General features: G+C 69.2%; 31 protein-coding genes. 4 read left to right on the top strand and 27 right to left on the bottom strand.

All coding sequences use genetic code 11. From position 1 onward, the window contains the following. Window positions 1–49: 49 nt before the first annotated feature. Window positions 50–616, bottom strand: coding sequence for a carboxymuconolactone decarboxylase family protein (locus ACOCEP_RS21650; RefSeq protein WP_482330797.1), 567 nt, complete (start codon window positions 614–616; stop codon window positions 50–52). Between the two features lie 184 nt (window positions 617–800). Between ACOCEP_RS21650 and ACOCEP_RS21645 the strand changes: the two genes are divergently transcribed. Then, entirely contained in the window at window positions 801–2,051 is a 1,251-nt protein-coding gene (locus ACOCEP_RS21645) for an aldehyde dehydrogenase family protein (protein WP_482330796.1), read from the top strand. Here ACOCEP_RS21645 and ACOCEP_RS21640 read toward each other — a convergent pair. From ACOCEP_RS21640 to ACOCEP_RS21585, 12 genes are all read right to left on the bottom strand, one after another. Then, a complete protein-coding gene (locus ACOCEP_RS21640) occupies window positions 2,041–3,843 on the bottom strand; it encodes a glycosyl transferase (protein WP_482330795.1) in 1,803 nt (600 codons plus the stop codon). The two genes, ACOCEP_RS21645 and ACOCEP_RS21640, sit on opposite strands and share 11 nt — an antisense overlap. A 9-nt stretch (window positions 3,844–3,852) precedes the next feature. Further along, window positions 3,853–4,929 carry a serpin family protein gene (locus tag ACOCEP_RS21635; RefSeq protein ID WP_482330793.1) on the bottom strand — a complete coding sequence of 359 codons (1,077 nt, stop codon included), beginning with the start codon at window positions 4,927–4,929 and terminating at the stop codon, window positions 3,853–3,855. A 168-nt stretch (window positions 4,930–5,097) separates the two neighbouring features. Beyond that, entirely contained in the window at window positions 5,098–6,366 is a 1,269-nt protein-coding gene (locus ACOCEP_RS21630) for a deoxyguanosinetriphosphate triphosphohydrolase (protein WP_482330791.1), read from the bottom strand. A 39-nt stretch (window positions 6,367–6,405) separates the two neighbouring features. After that, complete coding sequence (locus ACOCEP_RS21625; protein ID WP_482330790.1) at window positions 6,406–7,059, bottom strand: YdcF family protein; 654 nt, start codon at window positions 7,057–7,059, stop codon at window positions 6,406–6,408. Between the two features lie 32 nt (window positions 7,060–7,091). Continuing rightward, window positions 7,092–7,697, bottom strand: a complete 606-nt coding sequence (locus ACOCEP_RS21620) for a response regulator (RefSeq protein WP_482330788.1) — start codon at window positions 7,695–7,697, stop codon at window positions 7,092–7,094. Continuing rightward, on the bottom strand, window positions 7,694–8,890 hold the full coding sequence (locus tag ACOCEP_RS21615; protein ID WP_482339784.1) for a sensor histidine kinase: 1,197 nt from the start codon (window positions 8,888–8,890) through the stop codon (window positions 7,694–7,696). Before ACOCEP_RS21615 ends, ACOCEP_RS21620 begins: the two co-directional genes overlap by 4 nt. Window positions 8,891–8,903: 13 nt before the next feature. Beyond that, window positions 8,904–9,632 (bottom strand): ABC transporter permease, encoded by a 729-nt coding sequence (locus ACOCEP_RS21610; protein WP_482330787.1) that lies wholly within the window; start codon window positions 9,630–9,632, stop codon window positions 8,904–8,906. Beyond that, the gene (locus tag ACOCEP_RS21605) at window positions 9,629–10,546 is read right to left on the bottom strand and encodes an ABC transporter ATP-binding protein (protein WP_482330786.1); all 918 of its coding nucleotides are present in this window, start codon (window positions 10,544–10,546) and stop codon (window positions 9,629–9,631) included. Before ACOCEP_RS21605 ends, ACOCEP_RS21610 begins: the two co-directional genes overlap by 4 nt. A gap of 378 nt (window positions 10,547–10,924) precedes the next feature. After that, the gene (locus tag ACOCEP_RS21600) at window positions 10,925–12,313 is read right to left on the bottom strand and encodes a glycine--tRNA ligase (protein ID WP_034316415.1); all 1,389 of its coding nucleotides are present in this window, start codon (window positions 12,311–12,313) and stop codon (window positions 10,925–10,927) included. 91 nt (window positions 12,314–12,404) lie between these two features. Continuing rightward, window positions 12,405–13,067 carry a class F sortase gene (locus ACOCEP_RS21595; protein ID WP_482330785.1) on the bottom strand — a complete coding sequence of 221 codons (663 nt, stop codon included), beginning with the start codon at window positions 13,065–13,067 and terminating at the stop codon, window positions 12,405–12,407. Window positions 13,068–13,226: 159 nt separating this feature from the next. Continuing rightward, the gene (locus tag ACOCEP_RS21590) at window positions 13,227–13,859 is read right to left on the bottom strand and encodes a class F sortase (RefSeq protein ID WP_482330784.1); all 633 of its coding nucleotides are present in this window, start codon (window positions 13,857–13,859) and stop codon (window positions 13,227–13,229) included. Between the two features lie 6 nt (window positions 13,860–13,865). Beyond that, window positions 13,866–14,936, bottom strand: coding sequence for a hypothetical protein (locus ACOCEP_RS21585; protein WP_482330783.1), 1,071 nt, complete (start codon window positions 14,934–14,936; stop codon window positions 13,866–13,868). Window positions 14,937–15,198: 262 nt separating this feature from the next. Here ACOCEP_RS21585 and ACOCEP_RS21580 point away from each other — a divergent pair, with 262 nt between their 5' ends. Continuing rightward, on the top strand, window positions 15,199–15,582 hold the full coding sequence (locus tag ACOCEP_RS21580; protein ID WP_482339783.1) for an ArsR/SmtB family transcription factor: 384 nt from the start codon (window positions 15,199–15,201) through the stop codon (window positions 15,580–15,582). 2 nt (window positions 15,583–15,584) lie between these two features. Further along, complete coding sequence (locus tag ACOCEP_RS21575) at window positions 15,585–15,998, top strand: Fur family transcriptional regulator (protein ID WP_034316411.1); 414 nt, start codon at window positions 15,585–15,587, stop codon at window positions 15,996–15,998. 65 nt (window positions 15,999–16,063) lie between these two features. On the opposite strand, the gene ACOCEP_RS21570 is transcribed toward ACOCEP_RS21575, so the two are convergent. From ACOCEP_RS21570 to ACOCEP_RS21535, 8 genes are read right to left on the bottom strand one after another with little or no spacing between them, the layout of a single operon-like run. Further along, window positions 16,064–16,783, bottom strand: coding sequence for a TIGR03943 family putative permease subunit (locus ACOCEP_RS21570; protein ID WP_482330782.1), 720 nt, complete (start codon window positions 16,781–16,783; stop codon window positions 16,064–16,066). Then, complete coding sequence (locus ACOCEP_RS21565) at window positions 16,780–17,796, bottom strand: permease (protein WP_482330781.1); 1,017 nt, start codon at window positions 17,794–17,796, stop codon at window positions 16,780–16,782. The genes ACOCEP_RS21570 and ACOCEP_RS21565 overlap by 4 nt, the downstream gene beginning before the upstream one ends. 37 nt (window positions 17,797–17,833) lie before the next feature. Next, complete coding sequence (locus tag ACOCEP_RS21560; RefSeq protein WP_005158775.1) at window positions 17,834–18,256, bottom strand: hypothetical protein; 423 nt, start codon at window positions 18,254–18,256, stop codon at window positions 17,834–17,836. After that, window positions 18,253–19,074, bottom strand: coding sequence for an isoprenyl transferase (locus tag ACOCEP_RS21555; RefSeq protein ID WP_465528314.1), 822 nt, complete (start codon window positions 19,072–19,074; stop codon window positions 18,253–18,255). Before ACOCEP_RS21555 ends, ACOCEP_RS21560 begins: the two co-directional genes overlap by 4 nt. Window positions 19,075–19,113: 39 nt before the next feature. Beyond that, window positions 19,114–19,875, bottom strand: a complete 762-nt coding sequence (gene recO / locus ACOCEP_RS21550) for a DNA repair protein RecO (RefSeq protein WP_063274618.1) — start codon at window positions 19,873–19,875, stop codon at window positions 19,114–19,116. 55 nt (window positions 19,876–19,930) lie between these two features. Beyond that, window positions 19,931–20,371, bottom strand: a complete 441-nt coding sequence (locus ACOCEP_RS21545; RefSeq protein WP_482330780.1) for a CD225/dispanin family protein — start codon at window positions 20,369–20,371, stop codon at window positions 19,931–19,933. A gap of 39 nt (window positions 20,372–20,410) precedes the next feature. Further along, the gene (locus tag ACOCEP_RS21540; RefSeq protein ID WP_482330779.1) at window positions 20,411–20,884 is read right to left on the bottom strand and encodes a CD225/dispanin family protein; all 474 of its coding nucleotides are present in this window, start codon (window positions 20,882–20,884) and stop codon (window positions 20,411–20,413) included. Window positions 20,885–20,939: 55 nt separating this feature from the next. Next, window positions 20,940–21,671 (bottom strand): RDD family protein, encoded by a 732-nt coding sequence (locus tag ACOCEP_RS21535; RefSeq protein WP_482330778.1) that lies wholly within the window; start codon window positions 21,669–21,671, stop codon window positions 20,940–20,942. A 48-nt stretch (window positions 21,672–21,719) separates the two neighbouring features. Here ACOCEP_RS21535 and ACOCEP_RS21530 point away from each other — a divergent pair, with 48 nt between their 5' ends. Beyond that, on the top strand, window positions 21,720–22,175 hold the full coding sequence (locus ACOCEP_RS21530; protein WP_482330777.1) for a hypothetical protein: 456 nt from the start codon (window positions 21,720–21,722) through the stop codon (window positions 22,173–22,175). A gap of 192 nt (window positions 22,176–22,367) precedes the next feature. Here ACOCEP_RS21530 and ACOCEP_RS21525 read toward each other — a convergent pair whose 3' ends face one another. The 6 genes from ACOCEP_RS21525 to ACOCEP_RS21500 form a co-directional block, all read right to left on the bottom strand. Further along, window positions 22,368–22,820, bottom strand: a complete 453-nt coding sequence (locus tag ACOCEP_RS21525; RefSeq protein ID WP_410648984.1) for a DUF2752 domain-containing protein — start codon at window positions 22,818–22,820, stop codon at window positions 22,368–22,370. After that, a complete protein-coding gene (locus tag ACOCEP_RS21520) occupies window positions 22,817–23,167 on the bottom strand; it encodes a CD225/dispanin family protein (protein WP_482330776.1) in 351 nt (116 codons plus the stop codon). Before ACOCEP_RS21520 ends, ACOCEP_RS21525 begins: the two co-directional genes overlap by 4 nt. 25 nt (window positions 23,168–23,192) lie before the next feature. After that, window positions 23,193–23,534 (bottom strand): CD225/dispanin family protein, encoded by a 342-nt coding sequence (locus tag ACOCEP_RS21515; protein WP_482330775.1) that lies wholly within the window; start codon window positions 23,532–23,534, stop codon window positions 23,193–23,195. A gap of 156 nt (window positions 23,535–23,690) precedes the next feature. Further along, complete coding sequence (gene era, locus ACOCEP_RS21510) at window positions 23,691–24,590, bottom strand: GTPase Era (protein WP_016332464.1); 900 nt, start codon at window positions 24,588–24,590, stop codon at window positions 23,691–23,693. Beyond that, window positions 24,590–24,916, bottom strand: coding sequence for a cytidine deaminase (locus ACOCEP_RS21505; RefSeq protein WP_482330774.1), 327 nt, complete (start codon window positions 24,914–24,916; stop codon window positions 24,590–24,592). Before ACOCEP_RS21505 ends, era begins: the two co-directional genes overlap by 1 nt. Continuing rightward, window positions 24,909–26,261: a hemolysin family protein gene (locus ACOCEP_RS21500; protein ID WP_482330773.1), complete on the bottom strand. Its 1,353-nt coding sequence runs from the start codon at window positions 26,259–26,261 to the stop codon at window positions 24,909–24,911. The genes ACOCEP_RS21505 and ACOCEP_RS21500 overlap by 8 nt, the downstream gene beginning before the upstream one ends.

Below are 26,261 nucleotides of genomic sequence, written 5' to 3'. Positions count from 1 at the left end.
GTCCTCTAGTTGCGCCCTGGGCGCAACTAGAGGACTAAACGCGGGGGTTTCAGGGAAGCGGGATCTTGCAGGCGTCGCCCGAGGTGAAGCCCTGCGCGGTGATGTCGAGCGCGCTGTTCATCCGGGCACGCATGTTCTCCAGGCCGATCTGGTAGGTCAGCTCGATGACGCCCTTGCGGCCGAACTCGCGTTCCAGCTCGGCGACCTGCTCGTCGGTGGCGGTCACCGGGCTCGCGGTCATCGCGTCGGCGTACGCGAGCGCGAGCCGTTCCTGGCGCGTGAAGGCAGGCGACTTCGCGTAGTCGTCGATGTTCTTCAGCCGTTCGATGTCGAGTCCCTCGTGCAGCTGCAGCATGGTCCCGAAGTCGATGCACCACGAGCAGCCGAGCTGCGTCGCGACGCGGTACACGGCCAGCTCGCGCACGTTCGACGGCAACGACTTGCTGGCCTTCTCCGCCATCATCTCGTGCATGCCGTTCGCCCGGAGCAGGGCCGGGTGGTGCGCGTAGACGGCCATCGGCTCGGGCACGGCGCCGAAACGCTTGCCGGCGAACTTGTAGAACAGCTTCAGCAGGAAGCCGGCTTCGGCGGTCTTCACGGCGGGAATACGCGGCATGGTGTCCTCCTCGTGCGGGTGCGATCACCGAAGGGACGAGACGGCCCGCGCGGACGTGACAGCGGCTCCGGTGACGTGCGCCACGCGGCAGGAGGAGCCGTCTTTCGCCTTTTCGCCGGAACCGCCAGTGGATCATCGGAGGTAGGCTGGCAAGTCGGCCCTTTGCCCTCCCCGAGGAGGAACGATGCTCGCCGTCGAGGACCCCGCCACCGGACAACGGATCACGGCCGTCCCCGATTGCGGGCCCGCCGAGGTCGACAAAGCGGTCCGCGCCGCCGCCGGGGCCTGGCCCGCGTGGCACGCCTCGGACCGGCACGCGGCATTGACGTCGTGCGCGGTCGTCGTCGAGGAGGCCGCGCCCGTGCTGGCCCCCGTGCTCTCCGAAGAGCAAGGGAAACCGCTCCACGAGGCCGAAGCCGAGTTCGCCGTGGCGGCGTCGCGGTTCCGGAACTTCGCCGGGTCGAGGCCGGAGCCGCATGCCGACAGCGGCGGACCGGTCGCCGCGATCACGCCGTGGAACTTCCCCGTGCAGTCGGCCGCCGCGAAACTCGCGCCGGCGTTCGCGGCCGGGAACACGGTGGTGCTCAAGCCTTCGCCGCGCACCCCGCTCACCACGCTGCACCTCGGCCGGATGCTGGCGCAGGTGCTGCCGCCGGGGGTGCTGACCGTGCTCACCGGACGGGATCCCCTCGGCGAGTACCTGGTCGCGCATCCGGGGATCCGGCGGGTCGACTTCACCGGCTCGGCCGTCACCGGGAAGCGGATGGCGGCCGCGCCGGAATGGCGACGGCTGACGCTGGAACTGGGCGGCAACGACCCCGCGATCGTCCTCCCCGGCACGGATCCGGCCGCGATCGCGGAACGGCTCTTCTGGAGCGCGTTCGCCAACTGCGGGCAGACCGGCGTGGCGGTCGAGCGGGTCTACGCCGTCGGGCCCGTCCACGACGCCGTCGTCGAGGCGCTGGCCGCCGTGGCGGCGCGGGTGGTGGTCGGCGACGGACGGACCGCCGGGACACAGCTCGGCCCGGTGAACAACCGGCCGCGGTACGACCGTGTCACCGGTCTGACCGAAGAGGCTCGGGCCGACGGCGCGCGGCTCGTGACCGGCGGGCCGCTCGACGGGCCCGGCTACTTCTTCGCCCCGGCGATCCTCGCCGGGGCGCACGACGGCATGCGAGTCGTGACCGAGGAACAGTTCGGCCCGGTGCTGCCGGTCGTCCGATGCTCCACAGTGGACGAAGCGGTCGGGCTGGCGAACGCCACCGCGCCCGGCTCGTGCGGTTCGGTGTGGGGCACGGACGAGGAGTACGCCGCCGGAATCGCGGCGCGGCTCGGCGGCCCGACGGTCCGGGTGAACGCGCATCCGGCGATGTCCGTGGACGGACCGTTCGCGGGCTCGCGGTGGTCGGCGAGCCGCGTCGTCCTCAGGGCGTGATCGTCCGGACGTCCCATACCCAGACGCCGTCGACGAACTCGGCGGGTTTCCGCAGCAGCAGGTCCACTGTGGTCCGGAAGGCGTCCTGGTGTTCGCGCGGGATCAGCACGAGCACGTCGGCGTTCCAGTACCGCAGATCCTCCAGCGCCTGCACCCGCTCCGCTTCGGTGATCGTCGCCGGTACGCCGGTCTGCTTGATCTGGTCGAAGATGACCGACGTCGGCCGCTGGACGGCGCCGTAGCGGCCGCGTTTGTCGTCCGGGCCGCTCGGCCCGACGAAGTAGCCCTCCGGCATCGCATAACCGAGTCCGGCGTCGATCTGCCAGTGCAGCGGTTCGGATTCGCCGGAACTCGGCAACGGCACGGGTACCACGGTCCCGCCGGGCGCGACGTAGCTCCGCCAGGTGCCGTCGGCGAGGAACCTCGGCGTCGGCGGCCGTTCCTTCACGATCAGCTGGGTCGGCGCGATCGGCAGCAGGACCGCGATGACGACGCCGATCCACAGCAGCCGCAACGGGAATCGCCGCTCCCCCGGCACTTCCGGGAGTTTCGACGCGACCGCGTAGACGCGTTCCGTCGCCAGCGCCAGCAGCGCGCCGATCAGCGGGATGCAGCCCATCGCCAGCCGCGATTCCAGCAGCGACTCGAACAGCGGCAGCTCCGAGAAGAGCTTCCACGGCCCCGGGATCCCGGTTTCCTCGTGCACCACGATGATCTGCACACCGAGTGAGAGCCAGGCCATCACGAACATGGAGATCGCCAGCGCCCGCGCGAACACCTCGCGCCACAGCCAGACGGTGACGACCACCATCAGCACGATCAACGGCCAGCCGAAGAAGGCGTTCTCCTCGGTGCGGTTCATCGACACGTCCGCGGCGGCCTGCGGCTGCCCGGCGACCGACTGCGTCGCGAACCGGGTGAACGCGGCCGTGTCGTTCCCGACCGGGCCGTGCTCGATCGCCTGATAACTCTGCGGGCCGAAGAACTGCCACCACAGCGGGAAAGCGCACAGCACGAGCGCCACGAGGACCCCGATGCCGACGCCGATCCCCAGTGGTTTCGCCATCGGCGGGAACTCGCGGTGGTTCGTCGCGAAGTAGGCGATGGCGAAGATCGCGAACGCCATCGCGAAGATCAGCAGTGGTTCCTCACCGAGGAAGATCTGGTACGCCGCCAGCAGGCCGAGGAAGATCCCGTTGCGGACGGGGCGTTCGCCACGCGCGATCTTGAAGACCAGCAGCGCGATGAACGGCAGGACGAACCACGCGACGAAGTTCGGATGCGCGTTGCCGTGCGAGATCATCGGCGGGGCGAAGCCGACGAACGCGCCGCCGATGGCCGCGCCGACCCGGTGGGTGACCAGATGCCGCGAGAACACCCAGTACCAGGCGGCCGCGGTGCCGGCGAGACCGCCGGTGAGCGCGATGGCCCAGGTGACCGTCGGGCCGAAGGTGAGGGTGACCGGCGAAAGCGGGATGCCGATGCCGAGCATGGCCGTGTTGGCCATCAGGTTCACGCCGAGCGGATGGTTCTGGAAATGCGTGCTGAGCGGATTCCTCAGGTGCAGCACGTTGTCCGCGGTGACGGAGAAGAACCACTCCCACAGGTTCTGATCCGACGCGCTGTTCCAGAGATAGCCCTCCTTGAGGTCGAGCCAGAGCCCGTTGTAGAGCAGGAAGGCGAACAGCAGGAAGCCGCCCATGATGGCGGCGTCGACGGCGGCGAACCGGCGGGGTCTCGTGGGAGTCTTTTCGCTCTCCATCGCCTCAGCCTCAGCCTGGAAAAGACTCACTGACCGTCCTCACGGCTCGACTACGCGGGCGAGAAAGTAGAGCACACCCGTCGAGGCGTGCCTGACGAGCAGAAGGAACGGCCGATCGACGGTGACTTCGAGCGGTTCGTCGACGATGAGCGACGTCAGCCGCATCAGCACCGCGGTCGCGGCGGCGCCTTCGAGGCCTTCTTCGTCGATGCGGAGCACGGACTGGTGGACGACCTCGGACACTTCGAGCCGGTCGTCGTCGGCGAGCCCGGTGAGGTCGGCGTCGGCGGTGAACATCGTCCGCACACCGAGGTCCTGGAGTTTCGCCGTCAGCGGGCTGTCGACGTCGAGGTCGAGTTTCGGCAGCGACAGGGCGATGGTCTTGGACCGCGTGTTCTCCAGCAGCCGCGCCAGCTTGCCCGCGTCGAGTTCGGCGTCGTCGAGATCGCCGTCCGGCAGCAGGACGATCGCCTCAACCCCGCCCTCGGCACCGAGGCGGACGACCTGCCAGCCGTCCTCGTGGGTGTGGTCGAGCTGCTTTTCGAGCCACATCGTCGGCACCGTACGGGTGCCGGACGGCGCGTGGAAGTCCGCGGGCGCGGTGTTGTCACGCGAGAACGGGTTGGTCCAGGCGGTTTTGAGATACAGGGCGTTGACGATCGCGGCGACGGTGTCCGGCGCGACTGTCCCCGGCTTCAGCAGTTCGGGGATCAGTTCGCGGGTGGCCTCGGCGACGTCGGCGTTGATCAGCCGCCGCGCGGCCTCCGGATCGTCCCCGAACGGGGCGCTCTCGACCTTCCCGCCCGGCCAGGTGGCGAGTTCCGCGCGGAAGGAGTCCTCCAGCGGGAGCCCGTCCCAGGCCCAGAGCGTGTTCGCGACCGCGAGTTCGGGACCGTCGTCGAGCAGCGACGAGGCCTTGCCCAGCAGGTCGGCCAGCTCGGCCGGGTCGCCGAGCAGCGCGATCAGCTCTTCTCTGGTCTTCCCCTTGGCGGCCTGGGTCACCAGGCCGAGCGCGCTCGCGATCGAGTACGGCGAGAAGCACGCGTTCTCCGCGCGGCTCGCCAGCACCCGATAGAGGTCCAGACCAAACCGGAGGTGGCTTTCGACAGCTGCCATGCCGCAGACCGTACCGTGGACGGGCCCGCCCGTCTCCTGTCCGAAAGTTCCGCCTTGTCCGGGGGACGGCACCGAGGTGGCCTGTCGCGAAAGCCACTTTCGGGACATCAGACGTCGCGAAAGTGGCTTTCGCGACATGCTCGGCGGTCCGGGAGCCGGGAAGCAGGCTCAGCCGTGGCGGCCGGTGTGCCACGCGTGCCACGCGTAGGCCTGCGCGTCCGTGAGCGACGCCACCTGGTCCACCACCACGCGCAGCCGGGCCGCGTCGTCCGAGGCGGCCTCCCACGCGGGCAGGAACAGGCCATCCAGCGAATCGGGCGCGCGGCGGCACAGCGCGACGACCAGCTCGGCGAGTATCTGGCGCTGACCGTCCTGCATCGCGAGACGCCGTTTGTCACTCATCACGTACCGCAGCGCGAGCGCCTTGAGCAACGCGACCTCCGCCGCGACCTGCTCCGGAATCACCAGACGCGCGGTGTACCGGCTCAGCGGCCCTTCGCCGTACACCTCCCGTGTCGCGCCCACGACCGCCGTCGCGAACCGGCCGACCAGCTCGCTCGTCAGCCGCTTCAACGCGACCTGCGCCTTGAGCGACCCGTCCAGCCCAGGTTCGCTGAGCTCGGCGACCACCGGCAGGTCGAGCAGTTCCTTCGCCGCACCCTCCAAAGTGGACTGTGACCGGTGCGAAAACCTCCGCGCCGCCTCGGCCACGGCGGCGCGTTCCTCCGCGTCGGCCAGCACCCGCAGCGAGATCCGCCCGGCCAGCACCCCGTCTTCGACGTCGTGCACGGAATAGGCGACGTCGTCGGACCAGTCCATGATCTGCGCTTCCAGGCAGGTGCGGCGCTCGGGCGCGCCTTCCCGGACCCACGCGAACACCTCGGCGTCGTCGGCGTAGACGCCGTACTTCGCCTTGCCTTCTTCACGTCGCCACGGGTACTTCGTCGAGGCGTCGAGACAGGCACGGGTGAGATTCAGCCCGCCCACCAGCCCGCCTTCGAGCAGGACCTTGGGCTCCAGCCTGGTCAGGATCCGCAACGTCTGCGCGTTGCCCTCGAAACCACCGCACGGCTGGGCGACCTCGTTCAGCGCGCGCTCACCGTTGTGCCCGAACGGCGGATGCCCGATGTCGTGCGCGAGACCGGCGGTGTCCACCAGATCGGGATCCGCGCCCAGCTCGTCCGCGATACCCCGGCCGATCTGGGCGACCTCCAGCGAATGCGTCAGCCGCGTGCGGGGCACGCCGCTGACCTCGGCCCCTTCACCCGGGCCGACGACCTGGGTCTTGCCCGCCAGCCGGCGCAGCGCGGCCGAGTGCAGCACTCGGGCGCGATCACGGGCGAAGTCGCTCCGCCCGTCCGCGGCGCCTTCCAACGCCGCGCCCTTGGGCCGCTCGGGCAGCAGGCGCGCCCTGTCGGCCTCGGTGTAGGTGTCCACCCGACCAGACTAAACGTGCTCACCGACACTTATCGGGCGTCAGACCTCGCCGGTACCGAACAGACTGTCCGCTGGCGACTTCGTCAGGCGGTAGTACAGCAGCGCGCCGGTCTCACGGACGATGTACCGCGCCTGCGTCTCGCGGGTCTGCACGATCGGGCCGCGATGGGTCGGCGAAGTCCAGGTCTCGAGCCCGAGGTCGTCCGCCATCACCCGCGCGCGGAAGGAGTGCCACGGGTCGCTGACCAGCACGGCCGTCTTCCAGCCTCGCTTCTGCACCTGCGCGGCGACCGCGCGCAGGCTCCGCAGCGTGTCGCTGCCCTCGCCCACCGGCAGCGTCGCCGACGTGGGAACGCCGCGTTTGCGCAGCCACTGCGCGCCCGCGTGCGCCTCGGTGTAGTTGTCGTCGGCCTTCTTGCCGCCCGCGGTGACGATCACCTTCGCCACGCCCTGGTCGTACAGCGTCTTCGCCTTGGCGAGCCGGGCCTGGAAGATCTCCGACGGCCTGCCGTTGTACTGGGCGGCGCCGAGCACCACGATGACGTCGGCCCGGTCGCGCACGTCCTCGCGCGCGACCTCCCAGACCCGGAACGCCGTTCCGCCGATCACCGCGACGACGACCAGCAGGAATCCCGCCACTATCCGGCGCACCCAGTTCGCGCGAGTCGGTTTCGTCCGTTCGGCGGTACTCACGCGGGTGATTCTCGCAGAGCGCGGAGCCGATCTCAGAGCCAGCCGTGCTCTTCCGCGAGCCGCACCGCCTCGGCCCTGGTCCTCGCCCCGGTCTTGCCCATCGCGGCCGAAAGATGGTTGCGCACGGTGCCTTCGGAGAGGTGCAGGGCACGGGCGATGTCGGCCACCGTGCTGCCGTCCTTGGCGACCAGGAGGACATCGTGTTCGCGCCCGGTGAGCGGGCTCGCACCGGTGGCGAGCGATTCCGCGGCGAGCGCGGGATCGACCACCCGGAGCCCGCCGTGGACCCGGCGGACGGCGTCCACGAGCTGCTCCGGCGGAGCGTCCTTGACGACGAACCCCGCCGCGCCCGCGGCCATCGCCCGCGAGAGATAACCGGGCCTGCCGAAGGTGGTGCAGATGATGATCCGGCACAGCGGAAGCGCGCCGTGCAGCTCGGCGGCGGCTTCGAGGCCGTCCTTGCCCGGCATCTGGACGTCGAGCAGCGCGACGTCCGGGGCGGTCTCCTTCGCCCGCTGGAGCACTTCGTCGCCCGAGCCGACCTGGGCGACCACCTCGATGTCGGCTTCGAGGCCGAGCACGGTGGCCAACGCCCCGCGCACCATCGCCTGGTCGTCGGCGAGCAGGACCCGGATCACGCGCAGCCTCCAGTGGGTTCGGAGAGTGGCGCGGGCGCGCCGCTCCGCAAGGCGGATTCGGGTACCTCCGCCCGGACGAGCCATCCTCCCCCAGGCAGCGTGGTGGCGGTCAAGGTCCCGCCGACCGCGTCCAGCCGTTCGGTGAGCCCTCGCAGGCCGTTCCCCACCGGGGCGTCACCGGAGTCACCGTCGTCCTCGACTTCCAGCCAGGTCTTGCCGAACCGGACCTTCACCCGCTTTCCCCCGGAATGCCGGATCACGTTGGTGACCGCTTCCCGCAGCACGTAACCGAAAGTGCGTTGCAGGGCGGGATCGACGTTGTCCACCGCGTGCGGCAGATCGGCGTCGATCTCGGCCGCCCGCAACGCCGCCCGCGCCCCGGCGACCTCCGCCGACAGGGAAACCTCGCGATACTCCGACACCGTGGCCCGGATGTCCGAGAGCGCGCTGCGGGTCAGGCCCTCGACCTCGCGGATCTCCTGCAGCGCGCGGGCGTCGTCCTTGCCGCTCTCCAGTATCCGGCGGGCGAGCCCGGCCTTGACCGTGATGGTGGTGAGACTGTGGCCGAGGATGTCGTGGAGATCCCGGGCCAGGCGCTCGCGTTCGCCCGCCACCGCGAGCGTCGCGATCTCCTGGTTCGCCGCCTCCAGTTTCCGCACCGCGCGGACCAGGTTCGCCATGAAGAACATCGCCGCGGTGATCGAGGCGACCGCCACCAGGTCGCCGAAGTCGTCTTTCCCGATGATCAGGTGGACGGCCAGCACCAGCAGCAGGGCACCGCCGTCGAGGATCAGCGACCACGCCGGCGGCAGCGTGAAGGCCAGCACCGCCGTCGCGTAGATCAGCACGTACGGGTTGTTGCCGTGCAGGAACACCAGCGCGAGACCGACGAGCAGCATCAGCACCGAGAAGACGTAGGTCGTCTTCCGCCGGGAAGGGCGCAGGCTCAGCGGGAACAGCACGTAGCAGGCGCCGTAGAAGAGCAGGAGAACGGCGATCACCAGCTCTTTCGCGGTCGCCCCGTCGGTGGCCAGATCGACCGCCGCGGGGACGAAGCCGGGCACGATGAAGGCGAGGGCGAAGAACACCCAACGCCTCGGCCGGGGACCCCGGCCGAGGCGCGGCGGCATGTCCGCCCACCAGTTCGCCCGGCTGTTCAAGCCCGTCTCGACCCTGCCCGGGTACCCGTTCACCGCTTCACCCTTCTCAGACCCGCGCACTGTCCTTACGGTAACGCCTGATCACGAGCGCCCCGAGGACCGCGGTCCACGCCGCCAGCACACCGAGCGCGGCCGGGAGGCTCACCGTGAGATGGTCGGTGACGACCGGGCGGACCAGCTGGATCAGCCAGTACGTCGGCGTCACCTGGGCGATGTCGGCCATCCACGACGGCATCCCGTCGATCGGGATCCACAGGCCGCCGAGGAAACCCATGCCCATCATGACGATCATGTTCAGCGGCTGCATCGACTCCGGCGTGCCGAACTGGCCGAGCAGGAGGCCGAGCAGCACCAACGGGATGGTGCCGAGCCAGACACCCGCGACGAGCCGCAGCCAGCCGGCGGCGTCGAGGTGGACGCCTTCGAGGAGGACCCCGACCAGCGGGACGACCAGCAGTGACGGGAGCGCCACGAGCATCGCCGAGAGCGCCTTGCCGCCGAGGTAACCGGCGCCGGTCAACGGGGTCAGCCGCAGCTGACGCTGCCAGCCGGTGGACCGCTCGATGGCGAGTTTCGCGCCGCTCGTCATCGCGGCGGAGAAGGCCCCGAAGGCCATCATGTTGACCATGATCACGCCCGCGATGTTCCCTTCGCCCGCGGCGAAAACGTTGGCCTGCAACAAGAACATCAGCACCGGAAAGGCGACGGCGAAGAGCACGAACCTGGTCGAGCGGAAGGTGCGGACGATCTCGGTCTTGAGATAGGTCGGGTTCATCGGACGGCTTCCTCGCTGGTGGTCAGGGAAAGGAACGCGCCTTCGAGGCCGACGGCGCTGATCTCGATGTCGTGCGCTTCGGGAACCTGGCTCAGCAGCGCCCGCAGCGTCGCGTCGGAATCGGAGCTGGAGATCGCCACGCGGCCGGCGCGGAGTTCGAAGCCGGTGACCGCGGGCAGCGCCGCGATCACCGGCTCCGCCGCCGCGGGCACCACCGCGCGGATCGTGCGTCCCCCGGCCAGCGCACGGACCTGCGCGACCGAACCGTCCGCGACGATCCGGCCCGACCGCATCAGCACGACACGGTCGGCGAACTCTTCGGCCTCTTCGAGGTAATGGGTCGCGAACAGGACCGTGCGGCCGGAGTTCGTGTACTCGTACATGGACTTCCAGAACTCGCGGCGCGTGCCGACGTCCATCGCGGCGGTCGGCTCGTCGAGGATGAGCAGATCGGGATCGCTCACGAGCGCGACGGCGAACCGCACACGCTGCTTCTGCCCACCGGAAAGCCTGGTCGAGCGCCGGTTCGCGAGGTCCTCGATCCCGGCGCGGCGCAACGCCTCGCGCACGGGCATCGGACGGCGGTGCAGTGCCGCGACCATGCCGACGGTCTCCGCGACCGTGAGATCCTCGACGAGCGCGCCGCCCTGCAGCATCGCGCCGATCATCCCGTCGCCGACCGCGTCACCCGGCTCCCGGCCGAAGACGGTCACGATGCCGCTGTCGGGCACGCTCAGGCCCAGGATCATGTCGACCGTGGTGGATTTGCCCGCGCCGTTGGGGCCGAGGAGGGCGACCACCTCGCCCGGCGCGATCGTCAGGTCCACGCCGTCGACGGCGTGGACGTCGCCGTAATGCTTACGCAGACCGGAAAGCCGGACCGCCGCCCCCGCGGTGATGTCTTGTTCTCGCATGCCTCAAGCCTGTCCCGCGGGGGCGCCTCGACCTTGGGCCGCGCGTCACGACCTGGGGGTGACAGTTGTCAGGGGTGAGCCGCTCCCGAAGGCCATGAACGGGCCGTTCCTGGCAAATTTGGCAAGGAACGGCCCGTTCATGGCATTGGCTCGGTGGGGCGCGCGCGGGCTGAAGGGGCCCATCACCGCATCCGATGCGGGGAAAGCTCCCTTCGCGCCCGCTCCAAGTGTCATGAAAGGGTCGTTCAGGACAAGAAACGCCCTGAACGACCCTTTCATGGCACTGGCCCGGCGGCGGAGCGGCGTAAGTACGTGAAGGCCCCCTTCACCGCGTCTAGCGCAATGAAGGGGGCCTTCACGTACTTACGAAAGCGGAACTCAGGCGCCGATCAGCCGCCCCGCCAGATAGGACTCCAGCTTGTCGATCGCGACCCGCTCCTGAGCCATGGTGTCGCGCTCCCGCACGGTCACCGCGTGGTCGTTGAGCGAGTCGAAGTCGACGGTGACGCAGTACGGCGTCCCGATCTCGTCCTGACGCCGGTAGCGGCGGCCGATCGCGCCGGCGTCGTCGAAGTCGACGTTCCAGTGCTTGCGCAGCGCCGCGGCGACGTCGCGCGCCTTCGGCGTGAGGTCGGCGTTGCGCGACAACGGGAGGACGGCGACCTTGAACGGCGCGAGCCGGTAGTCCAGCTTGAGCACCGCGCGGGTGTCGGTGCTGCCCTTGGCGTTCGGCACCTCTTCCTCGTGGTAGGCGTCGACGAGGAACGCCATCATCGACCGGCCGACACCGGCCGCGGGCTCGATGACGAACGGGCGGAACCGCTGCTTCGTGGCCTGGTCGAAGAACGACAGGTCGACACCGGAGTGGTTCGAGTGCGTCGTGAGGTCGAAGTCGGTGCGGTTCGCGATGCCTTCGAGCTCGCCCCATTCCTGGCCCGCGTTGAACGCGAAGCGGTACTCGATGTCGACGGTGCGCTTCGAGTAGTGGGAGAGCTTTTCCTTCGGGTGCTCGTAAAGCCGGAGGTTGTCCGCCTTGATCCCGAGGTCCTTGTACCACTCGGTGCGCGCGTCGATCCAGTACTGGTGCCAGGTCTCGTCCTCGCCCGGCTCGACGAAGAACTCCATCTCCATCTGCTCGAACTCGCGCGTGCGGAAGATGAAGTTGCCCGGCGTGATCTCGTTCCGGAACGACTTGCCGATCTGGCCGATGCCGAACGGCGGCTTCTTGCGCGCCGCGGTCTGCACGTTGAGGAAGTTGATGAAGATGCCCTGCGCGGTCTCCGGACGGAGGTAGTGCACGCCCTCCTCGGACTCGACCGGGCCGAGGTAGGTCTTGAGCATCATGTTGAAGTCACGCGGCGCGGTGTACTGCCCGCGGGTGCCGCAGTTCGGGCACGGCACCTCGGACAGGTCGTCCTCGGACACCTCCTTGCCCGAGCGGGCGGAGAAGTCCTCGGCCAGCTGGTCGGCGCGGAAACGCTTGTGGCAGGACAGGCATTCGATCAGCGGGTCGGTGAAGACGTCGAGGTGACCCGACGCGACCCACACCTGGCGGGGCAGGATCACCGAGGAGTCGAGGCCGACGACGTCGTCGCGGCTCTGCACGACGGTCTTCCACCACTGGCGCTTGATGTTGTCCTTGAGTTCGACACCGAGGGGCCCGTAGTCCCACGCCGACTTGGTACCGCCGTAGATCTCTCCACACGGGAAAACGAAGCCTCGACGCTTGCACAGGCTGACGACGGTCTCAATGGTGTTGGCGGGCACTCCACGCTCCGAAGCATGCGGGGACGGGTATGGGCTAGAAGGACAAGACTAACCGCCCGTCCCCGCACGACCTCCGGCGAGGTCGGACCGCTCAGGGCCTGCTGACCAACGAGGCGGTGACGACGCGGTTGTCCTCGTAACCGTCGGTTCCGCCGACGTACTCGCCACCGCAGGTGACCAGCACCAGCCGATGCGGCCCGTCCGGTCCGAACAGCTTCTCCGACTGCTCGGCGAGCTTCGTCTTGTGCACGGTGACGACCTCGCCGATCTGGTAGACCCACTTGCCGCCGTCGGTGTCGACGACGTCGACCCGCTGGCCGGTCTTGAGCCGCCACAATTCGTCGAACGGGCCCTTCTCCCCCTTCCAGTTCACATGCCCGGAAAGCAGGGAAGCGCCCTGGTCGGCGCCCAGTTTCGCGCCCCACCAGGTGGCTTCGTCGAGACCTTCGGGGATGGGGAGGGTCCCGTCCGCGGTCAGTTCCTTGCGGATCAGTTTCGCCGTGCCGCCACCGGGGAGCCTGACCGTGCCGGGCGCCTGTCCCGTGTCGGCCGGAGCTTGCGCGGTCTGTCCGGCGGACGTGCCCGCCTGGTCCTGGCCTGCCGCGACCACCGGATCACTCTTTCCGGTGAAAACCAGCACCGCGACCACGGCCGCCACCACGAAGATCGCGGCGCCGATGAGGATCAACCCCAGGCTGGAGCGCTTTTTCGGCTGCCCCACGCTCGCCGTGCTGTCGTCGAACCGTCCCACCATCGGGTATTACTCCTTGCTCGCGTCTGGCCGCCGGAGCGGCCGGTGTGGCTAGACACGCGACGCGAACCGCGAGAGGTTGCACCGACTTCCCCGCGTTTCGTCCTCTAGTTGCGGTAGTGGCACACGCAAGGACCGCAACTAGAGGACGAAACGCGGGGATCAGGCGGGCGGGCCGGAAACGGGGGTCGCGACGACGATCCGGTTGTCCCGGTAGCCGTCCGTTCCCCCGGAGTAGTCACCACCGCAGGTGACCAGCACCAGCCGGTGCGGCCCGCTCTGCGCGAACAGCTTCGCCGCCTGCGCGGGCAGGTCGTTCTTGTGCACGGTGACGACTTCACGCACGCGATAGACCCAGATGCCGCCCGCCGCGTCGCTGACGGCCACTTCCTGGCCTTGGCGCATCCGCCACAGCTCGTCGAACGGCCCTTTGACGCCACCCCAGTTGACGTGCCCGGAGATCAGCGATGTCCCCGCTTCGGCGCCCGGGCGCGCACCCCACCAGGCCGCGTCGCCGAGGCCGCGCGGGATCGGGAGGACTCCCTGGGAGGTGACCTCGGAGCGGACGAGTCTCGCCGACCCGCCATCGGGCAGGCGGATCGTGCCGGGCCGTTGCCCCCGTTTCGAGCTGTCTGCGGGCAGCGCCAAGGGAGCGCCGTCCTCGCCGGGCATGACCGCGGGTTCCGCGAGCGAGACCGCCGCAGGTTCCGGCGGGATCCAGGTCAGCACGACCACGCCCGCCGAGATGGCGATCGCGGTGACGACGGCGGACAGTGCCGCCAGCCAGGGCCGCACGGGCGGCTACTTCTCCCGCAGCGGCGCGGGCTTGCGACGGCGGAGCAGCAGCATGGCCGCGGCGCCGATCAGGATGCCGCCGCCCAGCAGTCCGAGCCCGACCACGGTCCGCGTCGAGTCGTCGGCCTGCGGCGGGATACCGCCCGCGGGCACGGTCCCCGGCACCGCGGGCTGCTCGGGCGCCGCGCCCGCTCCCGTACCGCCGGCGGGCTTCGCCACGAAGTTCTTCGGGATCGCGCAGCTCACGCCGCCGAGCACGACCGTCGTGCGGGCCTCGCGCAGATCCTTGCCCGTCGCGTCACGTACGTGCGTGACGATGTCCACCTTCCACCCCGCGACCGCGGTCACGTCACCGGCGCGCCAGCCGTCCTGCCGGATGAGCTGGTCGAAGGCGGTCACCCGGGTCACGGTCAGGTCGGAGGTGGTCTTCTCCTTGCTGAGGTTCTCGTTCTTGATCATCGACGGCGGGCCGAGCTGGAGTCCCTTGACGTCGACACCCGAGGCGCCGGACGGTTTGAGGTCGCCGTTCTCGCCCCGCACCCAGATCTTGCCCACGCTGGTCGACGACGACGCCTTGCCCGGCGCGGCGCAGTCGACGGAGCTCTTCGCGCCTTCGAGCACCAGCACGGTGTTGTCGACGGGCTTCGCTCCGCCGCGTCCGTTGTCGATCAGGGCGTAGTTGGTCTCCGCGACCGCCGTCGGGACGGTGGTCTGCTGCAGCGCGGCGACCACGTTGTGATCCCGGGCGGCGATCCCGGCCGGGAACGGGCTCTGCGCGCCGAACCGGCCCAGGTTGATGGCCCATTTGTCCCCGAGCGTGCTCTGCTCGCCGGCGTCACGCGGGACGACGGTGCGGTCCGGGGAGAGTTTCGACTGGCCGGGGGTCAACGGCGAACGCTGGGTCTCGGTGATCAGCGATCCCGGGTTCCCGATGCGCACCGACGCCACGTTCGCGAACGACACGGGGCCGGTCTTCTCATCGACGGCCTGCGTCGTCTGCGCCGAGGCGAGCCCCGGAACCGACGCCAAAGCGATGGCCGCCGTCGCGGCGGCCAGCTTCGTCACGAAACGAGTCATGTCTCCCCACTGCCTTCTCCGGGCGCTCAGAGCGCGGTCGTCAGCGAGAAGCGACGAAACGCTCCGCGACAACCTTGCACCGTTGGCGACGACATGCGAAGCGGAATGGTCATTTCTTCGCGAAGTCACCCGAACGGAGCAGTAACGCCGCCGCCAAGTGGTCCCCCGGTCGGCGAACAGACCACCCGGGGCGGGAACACTAAGATGGACCGGACTGTTACTGGCAATGACTTCGGAAATCATGATGGACATGGAGGCGGCGATGGCTACGGTGACCCCGGACTCTGCCGCCGCGGGCCTCACGGAAGACCCCGGACCGCATTCGTCGGCCCGTCCCCCCGCCGAACCCGCCACCTCGGCCTCGCCCGCCGTCCTCGCGGACGCGGGTGACCTGCTCCGGGCCCTCGCCGCGCCGGTGCGCATCGCCATCGTCATGCAGCTGCGTAACGCGGACAGGTGCGTCCACGAACTGGTGGACACGCTCGATGTCGCGCAGCCGCTGATCAGCCAGCACCTGCGCGTGCTGAAGACCGCGGGTGTCGTACAGGGTGAGCGACGCGGCCGAGAGGTGGTGTACCGGCTGGTCGACGATCACCTTGCGCATATCGTGGTGGACGCCGTAGCCCACGTTCAGGAGGGGAAGTGAGCATGAGTCCGACGACGGCCAACAGTTCCGCGCCGGTGCCGGGACGCCGGTCGACGAAACAGCGGGCCGCCGTGGTCGAGCTGCTCAAGGAGATCGACGACTTCCGTTCCGCCCAGGAACTGCACGACGAGCTGCGCAAACGCGGCGACGGTATCGGTCTCACCACGGTGTACCGGACGCTGCAGTCGCTCTCGGAGGCGGGCGAGATCGACGTCCTGCGCACCGATACCGGCGAGGCCATCTACCGGCGGTGCTCGTCGCACCACCACCATCACCTGGTGTGCCGGATCTGCGGCAGCACCGTCGAGGTCGAAGGACCCGCGGTGGAGCGGTGGGCCGAGAAGATCGCCTCGGAGCACGGGTTCTCCGACATCAGCCACACGGTGGAGATCGTCGGGACCTGCTCGAACCACTGACGAGCGCTATGAACGGTCCGTTCCTTGCAAAATTTGCAAGGAACGGACCGTTCATAGCATCCGGGTCAGTACTCGTACGGGTCCTTCGGCGCCGGCACCTGCCGCACCGACGTGAGCGTCAAATCCGGCATGTAGCTGTTCTCCCGTACCGCGGTCCCCGGCACGACCGTCCCGGTGACCTCCAGCCAGGTGTCGTTCCCGAAGCCCGACACGCCCTCGCCCACCATCCGCACGGTGATCGGGTACGCGTCGGCGGCGCAGCAGCCGATGACCATCCGCGCCAGCATCGTGTTGCCCTCGTTGTGCACGACGAACCCGGACAGCCGCACCGTCCGCCCGTTCAGCGAGCCACTGGAATCCCAGCCCGCCCGGCTGACGAACTCGTTGACCTCCAGCGGGACCACGTCCCCGGCGGGCAGCGGCGGGAAGGCGGCCGCGTTGCTCGCCGAAGCGCTTTGCGGCGCCCTGGCTTCCGTGCGGGTCACCGAGTCGGCGCCGAGCGCGGGCGGCGCGACCAGGAACACGGCCAGTACCGGCACCATCAGCAGCCACGCCGAACGCGTGTTGTGCTCGTGGATCTCGCCGGGAACCGCGGCGGCGGCCCGCGCGGCCAGCAGGTCGCGGACGATCGCGACCGCGCCCAGCGCGACCATCACGGCGCCGCCGGCGATGATCCACGGCTGCTGCGCGGGCTTGACGTACCGCAGGTAGTCACCGTTGATCGTGATCTTGAGCAGTGCCCCGCCGAGCAGGATCAGCAGGATGTTCTGGGTCTCGCGTTTCACGCGCCACCTCCGAGGATCAGCACACCCGAGACCACCGCGCACGACAGCGCGACCACGAACGTCACGGGCGCGAACCGCACCGCGAACGACTTGCCGAAGGTGCCGGTCTGCAACGCGAACAGCTTCACGTCGATCGCGGGCCCGACCACCAGGAACACCAGTTTCGGCAGCAGCGGCATCGCGGTCAGCGACGCGGCGACGAAGGCGTCGGCCTCACTGCACAGCGCCAGCACGACGGCGAGCACCGCCATCACCAGCACGCCGAGCACGATCTGCTCCCCCAGCACCCCGAACCACTTGGCGGGCACCAGGACGTTCATCGCGGCGGCGATCATCGCGCCGAGCACGAGGAAACCGCCCGCTTCGACCAGATCCGCCCGCGCGGTCTCGGCGAAGGTCTTCCAGCGCGAGCCGTGCTGGACCTCGGGAAGACGCCGCAGCGCGCGCTCCGCGATCCAGTCGAGCTTGCCCCACTTCGCCCACAGCCAGCCCATCACCATCGCCGTGCCGAGCGAACCGGCGAACCGGGCGAACACCATCTCCGGATTCCCGGGGAACGCCACGGCGGTGGCGACCAGCACCACCGGGTTCACCGCGGGCGCCGCGAGCAGGAAGGTCAGCGCGGCCGCGGGCGCGACACCCTGGCCGATCAGCCGCCGCGCGACGGGCACCGACGCGCATTCACACCCCGGCAGGGCGACCCCGGCCAGCCCCGCGACACCGACCGCCGCACCGGCCCGGCGAGGAAGCACCTTCTCCAGCACCCGCGCGGGCACGAACGCCGCGATCGCGCCGCTGATCAGCACCCCGAGCACCAGGAACGGCAACGCCTGCACGCAGACGGCGACGAACACGGTCGAGCCGGTCCGCAGCGCGGGCACGTCGAACACCTGCTGGAGCCAGCTCTGCCCGAGGATCGCGATCAGCAGGATCGCGCAGAGCACCTCGATCGAGGTGATCTTGAACCGCCGGGCCGGCTTCTTCTCCGGGGCGCTTCTGGAAATGGTTTCCATGCGCGCGATGATGCCAGGTGACCCAGCGTTCCGGCGGTCACTCCCCGGGAGCGGTCCCCAGCAGGTCCGAACGCAGCTGCGACGCGGTCGAGACGACCAGCATGAGCAGCGTTCCGAGCGGCGAGGGATCCATGCCCTCGGCCGGGAACGCGTACCTCAGTGTGATGTCGATGCCCTTCTCCGACCGCACGACCCCGAGCGTCCCGAACAGGCCCTGTCCGGCGCGTTCCGCCGCCGAGGCCGCGATCGCCGGGTCGTCCGGCAGATCCCAGGCGACGACGCAGGTCAGGCTCAGCACGGTCAGCCCTTCGGCCAGCCGGGTCGCCTGGATGACGCACGGGACGTCCGCGTGCGAGAAGGTCAGCGCGCCGTCGTCGTCGACGTGGACTTCGAGATAGCGTTCGAGCGCTTCCCGTGCCGACGTCAGCAACGCCGCCGTGTCGGCTGCTTCGGTAGTCATGCCTTCCCTTCGGAAGCCTTGTCGATGGCCCCGCCGAAGCGGCGGTCCCGTTTCGCGAATTCGAGGCAGGCCCGCCACAGGTGGGTGCGGTCGAAGTCGGGGAAGAGCGTGTCCTGGTAGACCATCTCGGCGTAGGCCGACTGCCAGAGCAGGAAGTTCGACGTGCGCTGCTCCCCCGACGGCCGCAGGAACAGGTCCACGTCCGGCATGTCGGGCTGGTACAGGTACTTCCCGATGGTCTTCTCGGTGACCTTGTCCGGGTTCAGCTTCCCGTCGGCGACGTCCTGCGCGATCCGGCGCATGGCGTCGCCCAGCTCGGCGCGGCCGCCGTAGTTGACGCACATCGTCATGTTCAGCGCCGTGTTGTGCTTGGTCTTCTCCTCGGCGACCTGCAGTTCCTTGATGACGCTCGCCCACAGCTTGGGACGGCGGCCCGCCCAGCGGATGCGGACGCCGATCGAGCCGAGGTAGTCGACCTGGCGGCGGATGGTGTCGCGGTTGAAGCCCATCAGGAAGCGGACCTCCTCCGGGCTCCGCTTCCAGTTCTCGGTGGAGAACGCGTACACCGAGAGCCATTTGACGCCGAGTTCCACGGCACCGCTGGCGACGTCGATCATCACCGCTTCACCGCGTTTGTGGCCCTCGATCCGCGGCAGTCCCCGCTGGTTGGCCCAGCGGCCATTGCCGTCCATCACCAGCGCCACATGCTTCGGGAGGAGTTCCTTGGGGATCTCCGGCGGCCGGGCACCGGACGGATGCGGCTCCGGCGCGCGAAGTTCGAATTGTGACGCCTTGTTCTCGCGTCCCCTGCGCAGCACCTTCGAGCCTCCTGATCGAGTGATTCTGTGCCTGCGACACTACTGCGCCTGCGTGCTGGTCTCCCGCGCACGCCTCTCCACCAGGGGCAGCGACCGCAGCTGGCGTTCCAGATGCCACTGCAGATGGGCCGCGACCAGGCCGGACGCGTCCCGCCGCGGTACCGGCAGCGACGCCTCGGCCACCGGCCACTCGCCGTGCAGGAGCGCCGCGAGCAGCGTCAGCACCTCTTGCGAGGGGTGGACACAGCCGGGAACCCGGCAATCCGGGCACATCGAACCGCCGGCGGACACGCTGAACGCCTTGTGCGGGCCGGGCAGGCCACAGCGGGCGCATTCGGTGATCGCGGGCGCCCAGCCGGCGTAGGCCATGGCCCGCAGGAAGAAGGCGTCGAGGATGAGGGAACTGTCCCGTTCGCCGCCCGCCAGCGCCCGCAGCGCTCCGACGACGAGCATGTAGAGCTTGAGCACCGGCTCGCCTTCTTCGGCGGACAGCCGGTCCGCGGTCTCGGCGATGGCGCTCGCGGCGGTGTAGCGCTGGTAGTCGGCCACCAGCGGCAGCGCGAAGGCGTCGACCGTCTCGACCTGGGTGATCACGTCGAGCGAGCGGCCGGTGTAGAACTGGACGTCGACGTGCCCGAACGGCTCCAGACGCGCCCCGAAGCGCGATGACGTCCGACGCACGCCCTTCGCGACCGCACGGACCTTGCCGTGCCGCCGCGTGAGCAGGGTGACGATCCGGTCGGCCTCACCCAGCTTGTGCGTCCGCAACACCACTCCGGTGTCGCGATAGAGGTTCACCACCCCGACATCGTCCCACCTGGGACCGACATCGGGGTGGTGCGCCCCGGAATCGAAATCAGCAGTAGCTGCCGTAGCAGCTGTAGGTCGACGCGCTCGTCGCCAGGATGACGGCGAAGATGATCCACACGATCGAAAGCAGGCAGCCGATGCCACCGATGATGGTGGCGATCAGGCACAGCGTCTTCGTCGACTTCGACGCGTCCGCGGCCGCGGCGTAGTTGCCCTGCATCTTGTAGGTGTTGACCTCGTTGGACTTCATGATCGCGAAGATCGCGATGATCCAGAAGAGGAAGATGCAGCCGATCGCCCAGCCCTTGTAGTCCTTGATGGCGTTGATGTCGCCACCGCCGCCCGGCATACCGCCCGGAGCGCCGTAGGGGGAAGGCTGGCCGTACGGAGCGGGCTGCCCGTAGGGAGCGGGCATGCCGCCGGAGGGCGGCCCGTAGCCAGGCTGCGGCTGTCCATAGGGCTGCTGCTGGCCGTAGGGGTTGGTCATGAAAACGGTCCTCGTCGTTCTTTCGGCTTCGGGTCGGGCTCAGATGCTCGCGGCGACCAGGACGATCCAGAGAATGGAGAACAGGCAGCCGACCCCGCCGATGATCGAGGCGATCATGCACATGGTCTTCGTCGACTTCGACGCGTCCATGGCGGCGGCGTAGTTGCCCTGCATCTTGTAGGTGTTGACCTCGTTGGACTTCATGATCGCGAAGATCGCGATGATCCAGCAGAGGAAGATGCAGCCGATCGCCCAGCCCTTGTAGTCCGGGATCGAGTTGATGTCACCGCCGCCACCGGGCATGCCGCCCGGCGCGCCGTAGGGCGCGGGCTGACCGTACGGCGCGGGCTGGCCATACGGCGCCGGCTGGCCGTACGGCATCGGGTTCGCGCCGGAAGGCTGGCCGTACGGCGCGGGCGTGGCGCCGGACGGGGGTCCGTATCCGGGCTGAGGCTGCTGGCCATAGGGCTGCTGCTGGCCGGGGCCGGGCTGCTGGCCGTACGGGTTCGTCATCGGGGTTCCCCACTTTTGTCGCATTTGCCGACGGGTGGATCCCGCCGGTTTTTCCTTACTGTTGCGGTGTTCCGGGCCCGTTCGGCCCATCCGCTCCGGGCAGCTGCTGCCTCAGCTGCTCCGGGGTGATCTTCTGCGTCGGCTCGGCTTCGTCGAACCCTGACGGTGCCTGCTGAGGCTGCTGTCCCGGGCGGAGGACCTGCGTGGGCTCGGCCTCGCCCAGGGCCGGTCCAGGCTCGGACTCCGCGGACGGCGCCGTGGTTCCCTGCGGCTGCTGCCCGAACGGCTGGGACGGCTGCTGGGGCGCGCCGAACGGCTGCTGCTGCGGTTGCGGCTGCTGGCCGAACGGCGAGGGCGGCGCGGGGAACGGCGACGAGGCCGGTTGCGGCGGCGCGGGGAATCCCGGTGACTGGCCGAACGGCGCCGACGCGGGCGCGGCGTCGGCCTCGCCCGGCACGACGACGGTGCTGAGGATCTTGTCCGCGAACGTCTGCTTCTTCTCGTCCCACAGCGGCCAGAGGTAGCCGAGACCGCAGACCCAGCCGTCCAGGTTGTGGCACAGGTCCCGGACGAAGGCCATCAGCGGTCCGATCGGCTGCCCGTCGCTCTCGCGGACGAGCTTGATCTTCAGGATCTTCTTGCCGAGCGATTGGCCGGTGGTGCCCATCTTGATCCACCGGTTGTAGACGGTCCAGCCGATCCCAGCGAGGTAGCCGACAGCGGAGATGATGCCGCCGATGAGCGAGTTCGCGTTCGTGGCGATTATGGCGCCGATGATCGGGAGCACGAAGATCGGCGCGAAGTCGATCAGCGACCCGGCCGCGCGCAGGCCCCAGTGGGCATAGTCGGTCTGCGGGCCGAACTGGGCGGCCTGGCCGAACGGCGAGGGCTGGCCCTGCTGCTGGCCGAACGGCGACTGCGGCTGCGCGCCGAACGGCTGGCCCGGCTGCTGGCCGAACGGGGACTGCTGCTGTTGCCCGAAGGGCGAAGGCTGGTCACTCTGCTGCGGCTGCTGCCCGAACGGCGAGGCCTGGCCACCCTGCTGCCCGAACGGCGAAGACTGCTCACTCTGCTGCGGCTGCTGCCCGAAAGGCGAGGCCTGCTCGCCAGGTGCCTGCTGCCCGAACGGCGACGGCTGGTCGCTCTGCTGCGGCTGCTGCCCGAAAGGCGAGGCCTGGCCACCCTGCTGCCCGAACGGCGAAGACTGGCCACCCTGCTGAGGCTGCTGCCCGAACGGCGAAGGCTGTTCTCCCGACGGCGGCTGCCCGAACGGCTGCTGCGGCAGCGGTGACTGCTGCTGCCCATCCCCGGATCCGGGCGGCGGCTGCTGTCCCGGCGGCTGCTGGCCGTAGGGAGTGGTCATCGAAATCCCCTCGCTGGTTGCGGCGACCCGGGCTGAATGTACGGCATGGGTACACACCGAGCAGACCGGTGCGCGGGAGCGTACTCGGTACCACCGACGATCCGGGCCTCGGCCCGGCACTCACACGTAGAGCGAGGTGAACGGGGCGAAAGGCAGGTTACGGATGACGAACCAGACGACGAACACGACACCGAACGCGAGCGGCGTCCAGCGCCAGTGCAGCCAGCTGTTCACCGCACGGCCACGGAGCCTGCCGACCGCCCAGGCGACGGTGCTCCAGACGAGCAGCAGAACGACCACAAAGGACACCGCGTTGTAGTGCAGCGCGGCGGGGATGTCCCCGTGCAGCGCGCTGTAGACCATGCGCATGCCGCCACAGCCCGGACAGGCGATGCCCAGCAGGGTCTTGGTGGGACAGACCGGAAGCGGTCCGCCCGGAGTGGTGGGATCACCCAGCCAGAGGACGACGCAGCCGAGCCCCGCGCCGGCGGCGATGGCCAGGGGTGGCCCCAGCGCGCGGGCCTTCGCCTTGAACCCGCGCGCCGGGAATCCCGTGTAGACGGACGTCGTCACGGCGTGAAGCTTCCCGCCGACGCGCCGATGATGATCATCACCACGATGAAGATGATGTACAGCAGGAAGAGCACACCGGTGGAGATCGCTCCCCACATGGACCACTTCTTCGCGTCGTCGGCGGCCTTCTGGGCTTCGGCGTGGAAGCCCTGCGACCACAACGTCTGCACCTGGCTCGACTTCACGATCGCCACGATACCCAGCGGCAAGCAGCACAACACCGTGCAGAGAATGGCCCACACCAGGTTGTTGTCCGGCGGCGGACCGTAGTTCGGCACGCCGCCGTAGTACGGCTGCTGCGGCGGTGGCCCGCCCGGAGGCGGGTAGTTCGGGTACTGGTCGGTCATGAGGTCTCCCCCTCGATCGCCTCGATCAGCGGTAGGTGTTCACGTCGACCGAGGTCGCGAAGACACCGAGCACGACGACGAGGATGACGTACAGGATGCCGATCACGGCACCGACGATGGCCGCGATGATCGACCACTTCTTGGCCGCGTCGGCCGCTTCCTGCGCCGCGGCGGGCTGCCCCTGCGCCCAGAGGGTGTTCACCTGGTTCGCCTTGACGATGGCGACGATGCCGAAGGGCAGGCAGCACAGGATCGTGGTGAGGATCGCCCACACCAGGTTGTTGTTGGGCGGCGGGCCGGGGTTGTTGAAGCCTCCACCGCCCTGAGGGTCGCCGGAGTAGTTGGGCAGGCCCTGGTTGTCGGTCATTTACCGCTTTCCCTTCACGAATGAGATGTGGAACTACGACCCGGGCGCGCCGCCCGATCAGCGATCACCGGAGTCAAGGGTTGAGACTCTAAGGTCACCCGTCCGGTTCCACACCATCAACCGGTCTCCGCGACCGAATCGAGACATTCCGTTCAGTCAGAAGCCCAGCCGTCGCAACTGACGGGGGTCGCGCTGCCACTCTTTGGCGACCTTGATGTGCAGGTCGAGGTAGACCTTCGAGCCGAGAAGCCCCTCGATCTGCTGCCGGGCGCGGGCGCCGACGTCCTTGAGGCGCTCACCCTTGTGCCCGAGGATGATGCCCTTCTGGCTCGGTCGTTCCACATAGAGGAACGCGTGCACGTCGATCATGTCGTCCCTGCCCTCGTGGGGCAGCATCTCCTCGACGGTGACGGCGATCGAGTGCGGGAGTTCGTCCCGGACACCCTCCAGCGCGGCCTCGCGGATCAGTTCGGCGACGAGGGTCTGCTCGGGTTCGTCGGTGAGTTCGCCGCCCGGATAGAGCTGCGGCCCCTCGGGAAGGTGCCGCACCAACAGATCCGAGAGCGCGCCGACCTGGAAACCGTCCACAGCGGACACCGGGATGAGCTCCGCGAACTCCATGACCTCCTGCAGGGCGAGCAACTGCTCGGCGACCTGCTCGGGCTTCACGAGATCCGTTTTGGTGACCACCCCGATGACGGGCGTCCGCTTGGCGATCTTCTTGAGTTCGGCGGCGATGAACCGGTCACCCGGGCCGACCTTTTCGTTGGCGGGCACGCAAAGCCCGACAACGTCCACTTCGGACCAGGTCGAGTGGACGATGTCGTTGAGCCGCTCGCCGAGCAGGGTTCTCGGCCGGTGCAGCCCCGGTGTGTCGATGATCACCAGCTGGGCGTCGTCGCGGTGGACGATGCCGCGGATGGCGTGGCGGGTGGTCTGCGGTTTGCTGGAGGTGATCGCCACCTTGCTGCCGACGAGCGCGTTGGTCAGCGTCGACTTGCCGGCGTTGGGCCGTCCGACGAAGCAGGCGAATCCGGAACGGTGCGGCTCGGCCATCAGTTCAGCACCTTGCCGCTGGGGTCGGCCAAATAGATCGGGGCCTTTTCGGCGATGTCCCGGACCGCGTGCACGGACGCTTCTTTGAGCAGTCCTTCGGCGCTGACCACGACGGCGGCCTCGATTCCTTCGGCACCGCTCGAAACGGCGGCGGCGACGGCGGCCTGCAGCGCGGTGAGTTTGAACGACGGCTGGTCGACCGTGCTCGCCGCGTAGGTGCGGCCGTCGGTGTCGCGGAGCGCGGCGCCTTCGGCGGCCTGGGTGCGGGCTCGCGCGGACCTGGCCAGGGTCACCAGCTTCTGGTCCTCGGCGTCCAGCTCAGGCATGTTCGACACTCCTGTCACTTTCATCGGGCTGCGGGACCCGGGTCCGGCGCCTGCCCTGGGCAGGGTCGGTCACCGCGTCCGCGTCGGCGGGGTGGACGACCACCGTGGTGATCCGCATCCGCCCGCGCCGGTCCTTACCGCCTTCGGCGAACAGCCGAAGCCCGGCGACCTCGGCTTCGGCCCCCGGCAGCGGGACCCTACCCAGTCGCTCGGCGAGCAGCCCGCCCACGGTCTCCACGTCGTGGTCTTCGAGGTCGATGCCGAACAGTTCGCCCAGGTCGTCGATCGAGAGCCGGGACGACACGCGGACCGCGCCGTTTTCGAGTTCTTCGACCTCGGGGCGTTCGTCGGTGTCGGATTCGTCGGTGATCTCGCCGACGATCTCTTCGAGGATGTCCTCGATGGTGAGCAGGCCCGCGGTGCCGCCGTACTCGTCGACGGCGATCGCCATGTGGTTGTGCGAGACCTGCATCTCCTTGAGCAGGTCGTCGAGCCGTTTGGAGTCCGGCACGAAACTCGCCGGGTTCATCAGCTCCTGGACCTGCCGCTGCGAGCCACCCTCGGCCATGTACGCGGGCATGAGGTCCTTGATGTTGACCACGCCCACCACGTCGTCGACGGAGTCGCCGATCACCGGCAGCCGGGTGAACCCGGTGCGCAGGGCCAGCGCGAGTGCCTGGCGCACGGTCTTGTCGTGCTCGATCCAGACGATCTCCGTGCGCGGCACCATGACCTCTCGCGCGACGGTGTCCCCGAGCTCGAACACCGAGTGGATCATCTCGCGCTCGGATTCCTCGACGACGCCGCGTTCCTGGGCGAGGTCGACCAGCTCCCGCAGCTCGACCTCGGAGGTGAACGGGCCTTCGCGGAAGCCGCGGCCGGGGGTGATGGCGTTACCGAGGACGATCAGCAGCCTGCTGAGCGGGCCGAGGATCGACCCGAGGACGCGGACGGGGCCCGCGACGACCAGGCCGATCCGGTACGGGTGCTGGCGGCCGAGGGTGCGGGGGCCGACGCCGATGATCACGTAGCTCACCACGACCATCACGCCGGCGGCGACGGCGACGGCGAGCCCCAGCGGCTCGATCCAGCTCAGGATGTCGACGGTGACCAGCACGGTGGCGGTCAGCTCGCAGGTCATCCGCAGCAGCAGGATCAGGTTGATGTGACGGCGGCGTTCGGCGATGACCAGCGAAAGCTGACGCGCGCCGGGGCGCCCGAGCCGGACGAGTCCGTCCGCGCGGGCCTTCGAGACCGTGCTCACCGCCGCGTCGGCGGCCGCGAACACCCCGGCGAGCAGGATCAGCGCGATGGCGATGATCAGCAGGGCCGTGGGACTACCCAT

The sequence above is a fragment of the Amycolatopsis sp. CA-211722 genome, from assembly GCF_056828465.1.
The sequence above is the reverse complement of the archived record's forward strand: the minus strand, read 5'-3'. Positions and strand labels throughout refer to the sequence as shown.

Bases quoted from the DNA above. Each gene is read 5' to 3' on its own strand.
- ACOCEP_RS21585 (WP_482330783.1), bottom strand. From the start codon at position 14,936: ATGACTCGTTTCGTGACGAAGCTGGCCGCCGCGACGGCGGCCATCGCT.
- ACOCEP_RS21545 (WP_482330780.1), bottom strand. From the start codon at position 20,371: ATGACCAACCCCTACGGCCAGCAGCAGCCCTATGGACAGCCGCAGCCT.
- ACOCEP_RS21645 (WP_482330796.1), top strand. From the start codon at position 801: ATGCTCGCCGTCGAGGACCCCGCCACCGGACAACGGATCACGGCCGTC.
- ACOCEP_RS21515 (WP_482330775.1), bottom strand. From the start codon at position 23,534: ATGACCGACAACCAGGGCCTGCCCAACTACTCCGGCGACCCTCAGGGC.
- ACOCEP_RS21505 (WP_482330774.1), bottom strand. From the start codon at position 24,916: ATGCCTGAGCTGGACGCCGAGGACCAGAAGCTGGTGACCCTGGCCAGG.
- ACOCEP_RS21560 (WP_005158775.1), bottom strand. From the start codon at position 18,256: ATGACTACCGAAGCAGCCGACACGGCGGCGTTGCTGACGTCGGCACGG.
- ACOCEP_RS21595 (WP_482330785.1), bottom strand. From the start codon at position 13,067: ATGGTGGGACGGTTCGACGACAGCACGGCGAGCGTGGGGCAGCCGAAA.
- ACOCEP_RS21605 (WP_482330786.1), bottom strand. From the start codon at position 10,546: ATGCGAGAACAAGACATCACCGCGGGGGCGGCGGTCCGGCTTTCCGGT.
- ACOCEP_RS21565 (WP_482330781.1), bottom strand. From the start codon at position 17,796: ATGGAAACCATTTCCAGAAGCGCCCCGGAGAAGAAGCCGGCCCGGCGG.
- ACOCEP_RS21580 (WP_482339783.1), top strand. From the start codon at position 15,199: ATGGCTACGGTGACCCCGGACTCTGCCGCCGCGGGCCTCACGGAAGAC.
- ACOCEP_RS21610 (WP_482330787.1), bottom strand. From the start codon at position 9,632: ATGAACCCGACCTATCTCAAGACCGAGATCGTCCGCACCTTCCGCTCG.
- ACOCEP_RS21635 (WP_482330793.1), bottom strand. From the start codon at position 4,929: ATGGCAGCTGTCGAAAGCCACCTCCGGTTTGGTCTGGACCTCTATCGG.
- ACOCEP_RS21650 (WP_482330797.1), bottom strand. From the start codon at position 616: ATGCCGCGTATTCCCGCCGTGAAGACCGCCGAAGCCGGCTTCCTGCTG.
- ACOCEP_RS21575 (WP_034316411.1), top strand. From the start codon at position 15,585: ATGAGTCCGACGACGGCCAACAGTTCCGCGCCGGTGCCGGGACGCCGG.
- ACOCEP_RS21500 (WP_482330773.1), bottom strand. From the start codon at position 26,261: ATGGGTAGTCCCACGGCCCTGCTGATCATCGCCATCGCGCTGATCCTG.
- ACOCEP_RS21520 (WP_482330776.1), bottom strand. From the start codon at position 23,167: ATGACCGACCAGTACCCGAACTACCCGCCTCCGGGCGGGCCACCGCCG.
- ACOCEP_RS21540 (WP_482330779.1), bottom strand. From the start codon at position 20,884: ATGACGAACCCGTACGGCCAGCAGCCCGGCCCCGGCCAGCAGCAGCCC.
- era (WP_016332464.1), bottom strand. From the start codon at position 24,590: ATGGCCGAGCCGCACCGTTCCGGATTCGCCTGCTTCGTCGGACGGCCC.